The 8913-nt window shown below is 66.3% G+C and carries 10 protein-coding genes; 5 read left to right on the plus strand and 5 right to left on the minus strand.

The genetic code is table 11. The features are described from left to right. Window positions 1-94: 94 nt before the first annotated feature. From RWP81_RS11345 to RWP81_RS11355, 3 genes are all read left to right on the plus strand, one after another. Window positions 95-1126, plus strand: coding sequence for a LacI family DNA-binding transcriptional regulator (locus tag RWP81_RS11345; RefSeq protein WP_055952968.1), 1032 nt, complete (start codon window positions 95-97; stop codon window positions 1124-1126). Window positions 1127-1337: 211 nt separating this feature from the next. Then, the gene (locus RWP81_RS11350) at window positions 1338-2057 is read left to right on the plus strand and encodes an L-ribulose-5-phosphate 4-epimerase (protein WP_314456171.1); all 720 of its coding nucleotides are present in this window, start codon (window positions 1338-1340) and stop codon (window positions 2055-2057) included. Beyond that, entirely contained in the window at window positions 2054-2413 is a 360-nt protein-coding gene (locus RWP81_RS11355) for an FGGY family carbohydrate kinase (protein WP_314456173.1), read from the plus strand. Before RWP81_RS11350 ends, RWP81_RS11355 begins: the two co-directional genes overlap by 4 nt. Here RWP81_RS11355 and RWP81_RS11360 read toward each other — a convergent pair. After that, window positions 2364-2654: a hypothetical protein gene (locus RWP81_RS11360; RefSeq protein ID WP_314456175.1), complete on the minus strand. Its 291-nt coding sequence runs from the start codon at window positions 2652-2654 to the stop codon at window positions 2364-2366. The two genes, RWP81_RS11355 and RWP81_RS11360, sit on opposite strands and share 50 nt — an antisense overlap. Before the next feature lie 611 nt (window positions 2655-3265). Between RWP81_RS11360 and RWP81_RS11365 the strand changes: the two genes are divergently transcribed. After that, window positions 3266-3553 carry a hypothetical protein gene (locus RWP81_RS11365; protein ID WP_314456177.1) on the plus strand — a complete coding sequence of 96 codons (288 nt, stop codon included), beginning with the start codon at window positions 3266-3268 and terminating at the stop codon, window positions 3551-3553. Window position 3554: 1 nt separating this feature from the next. On the opposite strand, the gene RWP81_RS11370 is transcribed toward RWP81_RS11365, so the two are convergent. The 4 genes from RWP81_RS11370 to RWP81_RS11385 form a co-directional block, all read right to left on the minus strand. Beyond that, window positions 3555-4100, minus strand: a complete 546-nt coding sequence (locus RWP81_RS11370; RefSeq protein WP_314456179.1) for a helix-turn-helix domain-containing protein — start codon at window positions 4098-4100, stop codon at window positions 3555-3557. Window positions 4101-4190: 90 nt separating this feature from the next. Then, on the minus strand, window positions 4191-5186 hold the full coding sequence (locus RWP81_RS11375; protein ID WP_314456181.1) for an antibiotic biosynthesis monooxygenase: 996 nt from the start codon (window positions 5184-5186) through the stop codon (window positions 4191-4193). A 2-nt stretch (window positions 5187-5188) separates the two neighbouring features. Then, a complete protein-coding gene (gene guaD, locus RWP81_RS11380; RefSeq protein ID WP_314456183.1) occupies window positions 5189-6601 on the minus strand; it encodes a guanine deaminase in 1413 nt (470 codons plus the stop codon). Between the two features lie 160 nt (window positions 6602-6761). Next, window positions 6762-8294, minus strand: a complete 1533-nt coding sequence (locus tag RWP81_RS11385; RefSeq protein ID WP_314456185.1) for a family 16 glycosylhydrolase — start codon at window positions 8292-8294, stop codon at window positions 6762-6764. Between the two features lie 258 nt (window positions 8295-8552). Here RWP81_RS11385 and RWP81_RS11390 point away from each other — a divergent pair. Continuing rightward, window positions 8553-8913: hypothetical protein (locus RWP81_RS11390; protein ID WP_314456187.1), on the plus strand; the 361-nt coding region annotated here is incomplete at its 3' end.

Here is an 8913-nt window from a genome sequence, read left to right on the forward strand (position 1 = left end):
TGCTCATCACCTTCATGGTGGCCCAGCGCAAGATCATCTCGGGCATCACCAGCGGAGCAGTGAAATGACCCTTGCCGCGGAAGTTCGAGTCCCTATGCGTAGCCAGAGGAAGGCGTCGACAATCGTCGATGTCGCTGCGTACGCCGGGGTGTCGGTCCCCACCGTCTCGCGTGTCCTCACCGGGGCGGCCAAAGTGAGCGACGCCAAGCGCGACGCCGTCCGCGCAGCAATCGCCGCTTTAGATTTCAGACCGAGCTCAGCGGCGCGCGTGCTGGCATCACGCAAAGCTGAGGTGATTGCGGTAATTGCTGGCGACACCTCGACCTATGGGTACGCCGAAACCATCCGAGGCATCGAAGAATCCGCACGAGCAGAGAACTACACGGTCATGATCACCGTCGTTGAAAGCACAGAAGATGACGAGATCGACCGTGCCATAGCCGCCACTCTCGCGCAGCCACTGGCTGGCGTATGCGTTCTCAAGTTCGACCCGCCGGGGGTCGCGGCTTTGCATCGAATCCCACCGTCTCTCCCGCTCGTCGCCCTCTCGGGGGTTCGGGAGGCGGGGCTGCGCCAGGCCGTTCTCGACGAGTCGCACGCCGCCGAGGAGCTCACCGACCACCTGCTCGACCTCGGCCATGCCACCGTCCATCACGTACGCATACCGCCCTCTCGCCGCGAGGACGGTCGGACGACCGGGTGGAGGCGGGCGCTGAAGCGCCGCGGGGCGGCGGTCCCTCCCCTCGCCGATGCGACGTGGGATCCGCGCTCGGGCATCGAGATCGGCCGCCGCCTCGCAGAGGACCCCGCCGTCACCGCCATCTTCTGCGGCAACGACGAGATCGCCATGGGAGTCATCCGCGGCATCGTCACGGCGGGCCGCAGCGTCCCGGACGACATCTCCGTCGCCGGCTTCGACGACCATCCCCTCGCCGCACTATGGACTCCCCCACTAACCACCGTCGATCAAGATTTCGCGGGCCTCGGCCGTCGCGGGCTGCAACTGCTCCTGAATGAAATCGCTGGCGAGACCGGCCGACGCTTCTCGTCGGAACGTCCGCAGTTGATCGTGCGCGACAGCACCGCGCCGCCGCCGCCAACCGCCGAAGTGCGCCGCATTAATTGATACGCCGTTCACTCGCACTTGAGTGGACCGTCCACGGCTGGCGCTTGACCGACAGCGCACCTGTTATGTCGCGCCAATCTCTCGGGCAATGGGCTCAGGCCCATTGGCCTCGACCTGCGCGCGCGATGAATTGTAGGCCCCAATAACGCTTTCTGTAGTCATCATCCCCAAGCGAACACCAGCGATCAGTCCTCATCTGAAGGAGAACACCGTGGCAGCGTCCCCTGCTGACATCACCCCCGGCGTCCAGGAATCCATCGACCGCGTCCGCGAGGACGTCGCCCGACTGCACGCCGAACTGGTGCGCTACAACCTGATCGTGTGGACCGGTGGAAACGTCTCGGGTCGCGTGCCCGGCGCCGACCTGTTCGTCATCAAGCCCTCCGGCGTCTCGTACGACGACCTGGCGCCCGAGAACATGATCCTGTGCGACCTCGACGGCAACGCTATCCCCGGTACGCCGGGCAGTGAGCGCAGCCCCTCCAGCGACACCGCGGCCCACGCCTACGTCTACCGGAACATGCCCGAGGTCGGCGGGGTCGTGCACACGCACTCCACCTACGGCGTCGCGTGGGCGGCCCGCGGAGAAGAGATCCCCTGCGTGATCACGGCCATGGCCGACGAGTTCGGCGGACCCATCCCGGTCGGCCCGTTCGCGATCATCGGCGACGACTCCATCGGCCGGGGCATCGTCGAGACCCTGCGCGGTCACCGTTCGCGCGGCGTCATCATGCAGAACCACGGTCCGTTCACGATCGGCTCCAACGCGAAGGATGCCGTGAAGGCGGCCGTCATGCTCGAAGACGTCGCGCGCACCGTGCACATCGCCCGCGAGGCGGGACCGCTCATCCCGATCCCGCAGGAACACATCGACGCGCTCTACAACCGCTACCAGAACGTGTACGGCCAGAACACGGACGCGCGCCGGTGAGCGCCGTCGCCACCTCGCCCGCCGAGGTCATCGCCTCCGGCCGCGCCGTGCTGGGCATCGAACTCGGTTCGACGCGCATCAAGGCCTGCCTCATTGGCTCCGACGCCGAGGTGCTGGCCACCGGCTCTTACGAGTGGGAGAACGTCTACGCCGAGAAGCTCTGGACTTACTCCCTGGATGCCGTGTGGTGGGGTCTGCAGGCCGCGTACGCCGAGCTCGTCGATAACGTCCGGCAGCAGTTCGGAGTCACCCCCGAGCGTTACGCCGCCATCGGCGTCTCGGCGATGATGCACGGCCGCTTGCGCATCAGAACCATAGTTCTGGCACATCTTCGGAGAGTGACAGGGGCAGCTTGAAGGTGTAGGCGCCGGGGCTGACATCCGCGTCGGTCTCCAGCACCAGGGCGGCGTCGGCAATCCAGGACGACTCTCCACCCTCCTTCACGGCCGCCGACTCCAAAGCCGTGCATGGCAGCTCCTCGCCAACGAGTCCGACCCGTTCGCACGGCTGCCTGAAGGTGCCGACGACGTCACCCTCGGCCACCACGCCGGTATCGCCGCTGGTGGTGCCGTGAATGCTGGTGCGACGGCGTAGCACGCACGGCGCAAGCGGACTTAGGCGCAGAGCTTGGCGCGCGGCGTACCGATATCTACGCTTCTGCCACGGCCGCGCCGGAGTCGATTTAGCACGACGGACGAAAGGGTGACCAGTCGACTGTCACCCTTTTATTCCTCTCGCCCATCAGTTGCGACTGACCGCCGGGGAGGGGGACTCACGGTCTGCTTAGCCCGTCGCCGACCAGTGCGGAGGCATCACTGGCACCGGTATGTCGATCGGTTCTGTGGCCGGGAGTTCGATATCGGAGGGGCGACGATCGCAACAGTCGTTTCGGTCCGCTTGATCGAGCCGTGAATCGGCAATGGCTTGCAGCTCCGGGGTGAGGGCCTCACGGAGTTGTCCCGGGCCCGAGGAGACGAGAGCGAGCGTTCGAGGAGTTGATACCTAGTCCCGCGGCCACCTCGGTTGAAGCGAACCCATCCCACATGGAATGCGCCGATGGGAGGACGATAGCTCATAGAGAAACTCTCCCGTGCCACTTTTTCTGGCGCATTCAGCTCCCTACAGCCCCACCCCTCACTTGCGAGCGCGGCTGGACCAAACTGACCTTCGAAGACCAATGCACTCTGCATGAGTACTATCAACCCGACATGGGCGTCACCGACGATCAGGCCGTTGCGTATCGCCAGGCGGTCACGGCGAAGTGGCCGAGCCTTCCTCAGCGCGCCGGCAAGGCGTACGCGGAGTTCACCAGGGTCATCGCGCAGCTCGAAGCGGCACCACCTCGAGCGAAACGAATTCCTGGTCGGAGGCGCACCAACAAGTCATACGTCATCCGTACCGAAGGACTCATTAGACCGGACGTCGACTTCGACAAGCTAGCCCATGTCCTGCTCGCCATCGCACGAGACGAAGCCGAGAAGAAGAAGGCTGCCTAGATCATCGCGCTCCCCCGCGCGGCCGCATCTGCACACCAGCCTCCAGCAAGCACGATCTTGTCTGCGCGTAGCTAACGCCGGCCGATGCCGCGATGGCTGATATTGCTTCACCTTGCTCGTACCGCGAGACCATCCGCTGGATCTTCTCGCTCGTGACCGCTGGCTTCTTTGGGCCACATGGCCGGATCGGTTCACCCATCGACACCAACAGCCGCTGCACCTTATTGGCGCTGAACCCGTACTCCTCTCCCATAGCAGCCAGGGACTCCCCTGTTCGGTACTTCTCAACTAGGGAGTCACGTACCTTCGCTGGCACCTCATTCGGATCGACTCGGCTCAGCTTCAAACGAGAAACCAGCATGTCGAGCGTCGTGCGATGCACCCCGAACTGGCGAGCCAGATCCGCGACCAGCTCTCCCCGCTCGTAGCCCTCTACGAACGCCCGTTTCTCCGGGTCAGTCAGCCGTCGAGCCCGGCGAGGGATGGGCCGACTGACCATCATGACCCGGCTTGGCTTCAGATTCGCCAGCTGACGGAGCTTCGCCACCCCGGTCGAATTATTCGAGTACCTCTGAACAAGCCCCACCACTTCCCCCCACTCGAGCACGAGTTCTCGGGATCGGCGTGCCACTGGCCGCTAAGCGGCCAGAGACAGAAGCCACGCGTAGAGGGCCATCGAGGCCCCGTAGACGACGATCAGGATCCCGAAACCGAGAGCCTGCGCGCGCCAGCCCGGCTTCGGCTTCAGCCACCACGCGAACATCTTGAACACGCGCGGCATCACGAACCACCCGAGCAGCTGGGTGCTGACGAAGTTGCCGACGAACAGCGACAGCCAGAACGGGATGGCGTGCGGACCGTCGAAGAGCGGCGTGCTGACGAAGTAGCCCCACCCGAAAACGATCGGGTACAGCGCCGCCAGGACGAGCAGGTTGTTCTTCATCACCGATTCTCGAGCGGTCTCGCCCGCCGGCGCCCAGAAGTCGAAGCCGAAGCTCGACGCGGCGACTGACAGGTCGGCGTTGAACCGCTCACCCTCCTTCAGAAGTCGTGCGCGCTCCGGCGAGTCGATCCAGGTCGCGAGGTTCTCCGCCGTGTCGAACGTGAGGAGGACGACCCACGCGTCCTGCACACCGGGAACGGGACGCTGGATCCGGTGGCCCCGGAAGCCGCGGAACTGCGCCTCGACATCGGAGATGCGCTTCTGCCACGCCAGGTAGTCCGCTACGAGAGGAGGGGGAACCGTGGACGAGATGAGCACCGAGACCTCGTCGCCGGATGACGGGTTCTCGCGGAACAGCGTCACCTCTTCGTCGATGACCTCGACGTCGGAGATCTGTGCGTAGAGTTCCCGCCGTGTGGTGCTGTCGAGCCACGCTCGTGCGGCGGCGGCATCGGTGAAGCGCTGGACGAGTGTCCAGTCGTCCCTCGACTCGCTCGGCGAGATGACGGTGCTGCCGAGATACCCCGGCGTACCGGTGAGGGCTCGGCCCGATCGCTCCAGCCACCCCTCGAACGCCTCGACGTCGCGGGCGGCGACCTTTCGGTGGGTGACGAGGGTGACCGCCGTGTCGTCGGCACCCGACACCTCCCCCGACGTGGGCCGTTCGTCCGCGACGGCGAGGCGTTGCATCGTCAATCCTTCTTATAGAGACGGACGCCGGACACCCAGGTCTCGTCGACGTTGCGGTCGTCGCCGACCATCATCACCGCGAACAGCGCGTGCGCGGCCTCCGCCATCGTGGTCGGGCCCGCTTCGTCGAAGAAGAGGGACTGGTGCCACGGCATCGCCGACGGACCGGCGTTCCAATCCAGTGCCACGAAGTCCGCCGATTTGCCGACCTCGAAGTTTCCGACCTGGTCGTCGATGTACAGGCCCTCGGCGCCGCCCAGGGTGACCGACCAGAAGGCCCGGTAGGGCGAGAGCTTGCTGCGCTCTGCCGCCGCGAGGTCCTGGGTGATGCGGTTCGTGGTGCCGTCGAGCAGAGTGTTGCCCAGCATCCCGACCTTGTAGGCCTCGTCGAGCACGTGGATCATGCTGAACCGGTTGCCGCCGCCCATGTCGGTGCCGAACGACATCTTGACGCGCTTATCGGGGTCGGTCGCCTTCGCAAGTCGGAAGATCCCGCTACCGAGGAAGAGATTCGAGCACGGGCAGAAGACCACCGCACCGCCGCTGTCGGACAGGCGCCCGAACTCGTTATCGGACAACCACACCGCGTGCCCGCCGGAGAATTTCGGGCCCACCAGCTCGTATTTCTCGTAGACGCCGAGATAGTCCGTGCAGTCCGGGTGCGCGAGGAGGAGATTGGAGATCTCGAGCGGGTTCTCCGAGATGTGGGTGTTCACCCAGAGGTCGGGATGCTCCTTCTTGAGACGCTGACAGGCTTTGAGCAATTCGTCGCTCGCGCCGAGCGCGAAGCGCGGAGTGATGGCGTAGCGATTGCGACCCTTTCCGTGATACTTGGCGATCATCGCCTTGCTGTCGTCGTAGAACTCCTCGGGCGTGCTCGTCGACCCTTCCGGCGCGAACTGATCGATACCCGTGACGCCGCTGATCACCAGCATGTCGCGTCGCGCGGCGGCCTCGAAGAACTCTTCGACAGCGACGGTGGAGGTGGTGGTGAACGCCTGCACCGTCGTCGTTCCGGCGGCGAGCATGTTCTCGAGGAAGCGGTCCGACCCGGCGCGCGCGTAGTCGCGGTCGCTGTAGCGAGCTTCTTCGGGGAAGACGGTGTCGAGCAGCCACGGAAGGAGCTGCTCCCCGAAGGCACCCAGGGCCCGCGTCTGCGGGACGTGCACGTGACCATCGATGAACCCGGGGGTGATGATGCGCCCGCGGATCTCGGTGATGTCGAGGTCGGGATGCAGGGGGGACACCTCATCGAAAGGGCCGAAGGCGACGATCAGACCGTCCTCGACCACGAGGAGACCATCACGCAGGAATCGAGCCGACTCCTCTTCTCTGCCGACGTGCTTCCACGGGTCGTCGATGAAATCGAAAAACGTGCCGCGAATTCCAGAGGTGACGATGATGGTGCCTTTCACAGAGGGCTGATGAATGTCCGTGCCGGATGCGCCATAACGTTCGGCAGGCCAATCGGGCACCTAGCGTCATAGTGGCATAAAACCGTTCACACCCGGGAAGAAATCGTTGCAAACAATTCGCGATGTCTCGCGCCCGCGATGTCCCGCCGCCGCACCACCCCTAACGAACGACGACCGCCGTCGGCGCCGACGTGCGCTGTGCCGAGGTGAACCCGACCTTGCTCCCGGTGACGGTGACGGTGATCCGTTTGCCGATCTGCGTCGTGGCGACCTTCAGCGTCTTACCCGTCGCGCCGGCGATGTCGACACCGTTCGCCTTCCACCGATACGTCAGGGTGACCGGGCTGGGCGTCCACGCGCCCGGTGACGCGGTCAGGGTCGACCCGAGCCTCGCGGTGCCGCTGATGGCGGGAGTGACCGCGCCCAGCGTGCCCGCGGTCACGGGGACCGTCGGCAGCGAGGTCGCGGCATCCGATCCGTCCGGAGCCGAGACCGTGACCGAGATGCGCTTGCCGACCACCGTGCCCGGAACGGTGAACGAGGCGCCCGTGGCGCCGGCGACCGCGGTGCCGTCCGCCCTCCACTGGTACGTCACCGGCACCTCGCGTCCGGACGCTGCCACCAGGGTCGCACCCGCCGCGGCCGTGCCCGCGATCGTCGGGATCGACGGCGCCGGAGGGTCCGACCGGTACACCGCGACGTGCTCGACCGACATCGTGCCACCGGAGGTCTTCGGCGCCGATGCGCTGTCGCATCCGCAGACGCCGTTGGGCAGTCCGCCGCCGATGGCGAGGTTGAGGATGAGGAAGAAGTCGTTAGGGATGGCGGCATCCCACGCGCTCGCGCCGACCTCCGCCTCCTCGATGTCGTAGGTGCTCACTCCGTCGACGAAGAACTCCACGCGTTCGGCTCCGGGTACCGTGCGATCGATCAGCGTGGAGTAGGTGTGGAACCCGGTCAGGCAGGAGGCGCACTCCTGCAGCCCGCTGGTGATGCCGTAGGGCTCGTCGCAGGCACCCCCGTCAGGAAGATCGCAGTGCAGCGTCTGCACGAGCTGCGGCGTGCCGTTCACCGCTTCGAGCATGTCGAGCTCTCCCGTACGCGGCCAGTCGATCTGCGCGTTCGCATCGCGGCCGAGAGCCCAGAATGCCGCCCAGTACCCGGTCGGGTCAGCGACGGCGGGCAGCTGAATGGATGCCGTCAAGAGCAGCCGTCCGCCCGCGGGTGCCGAGAACGACTTGTCGGCGGTGATGATCCGCCCCGAGGTCCACGCCCCGGACGCGTCGCGGAGGGCACGGATGCCGAGGGCGCCGGTCCCGTCGAGGAAGACGTTCACGGTGGACGCGGTGGTGCGATCGACAGCGCCCGTCCCCCAGGTACCGATCTCGTGCTCCCACCGGGGACCGACCGCGGTACCGGCCGGCCCGTCGAAGTCGTCACGGAACAACGTCGACCACCCCGGGGCATCGGCGGGGGCGGATGCGACGACCGCCGTCGGCGTGGCATCCGCCGATTCTTCCGCAGCGACGGCACCCCCGGGCGCGCCGGCAAGGGCGAGGAGGGCGAACACCGTGAGCACCGAGGCCGCGTGACGCGGCGCCGGGAGGAAGCGACCGAGCATGACGAAGTCCTGACTCTCGAAGAACTGACGATCACGGAGACAACCGTCGCGCGCGGCGGTCGTTTGAATCACCCTCGAAGGAATCTGAGCAGAAGGTGACAAAAGACGCAAGAAACGCCCACCGATCTCCTTTCCCTCTTCTTGCGCTGATCTTGAGGTTTTCCTGCGCCGGAGCTCACCCCGCCTCGTATTCACCCGCATACGTTCAACGGTGTCCGGGTCGCCCCTGCGCTCCCGACAGTCCGCGCGAGCGGCAGCGGGGCTGCGATTCACACATCGGCGCCCACTCCCGGCGCATTTGTGCGTGCGCCGGCGACGGAAAGGACCCCGATGACGACCACCACGCGGCGCGCACGCACGCACGCTTCCTCCCTCCCGCGCCGGGCGTCATGGGAGGCCCCGCCCGAGAACCTTCCGACTCGACGCTCGCAGAACCCGCGCCGCCGCACCTCGCCCTCGGTCAATGTGTTCGAGCGTCCGACCGCGCCGCGCCTGCGCCGCTTCGCAGGCGCGGAACGGCATGCCGAGACCTCGGTCTTCGCGGCGACCCCGACGCGGGAGTCGCCCGCGGAGGTCTCGGTCTTCGCGGCCCCTGCGACACGGGAGCGGCACACCGGGATGTCGGTGTTCGCCGCCTCGCCGTCCGGCACGCCGCTCCCGATCGACGCGGAAGCTCCGGCCGCCGCCACGA

Source organism: uncultured Microbacterium sp. (assembly GCF_963521695.1).
In the GTDB taxonomy this organism is placed as follows: Bacteria; Actinomycetota; Actinomycetes; order Actinomycetales; family Microbacteriaceae; genus Microbacterium.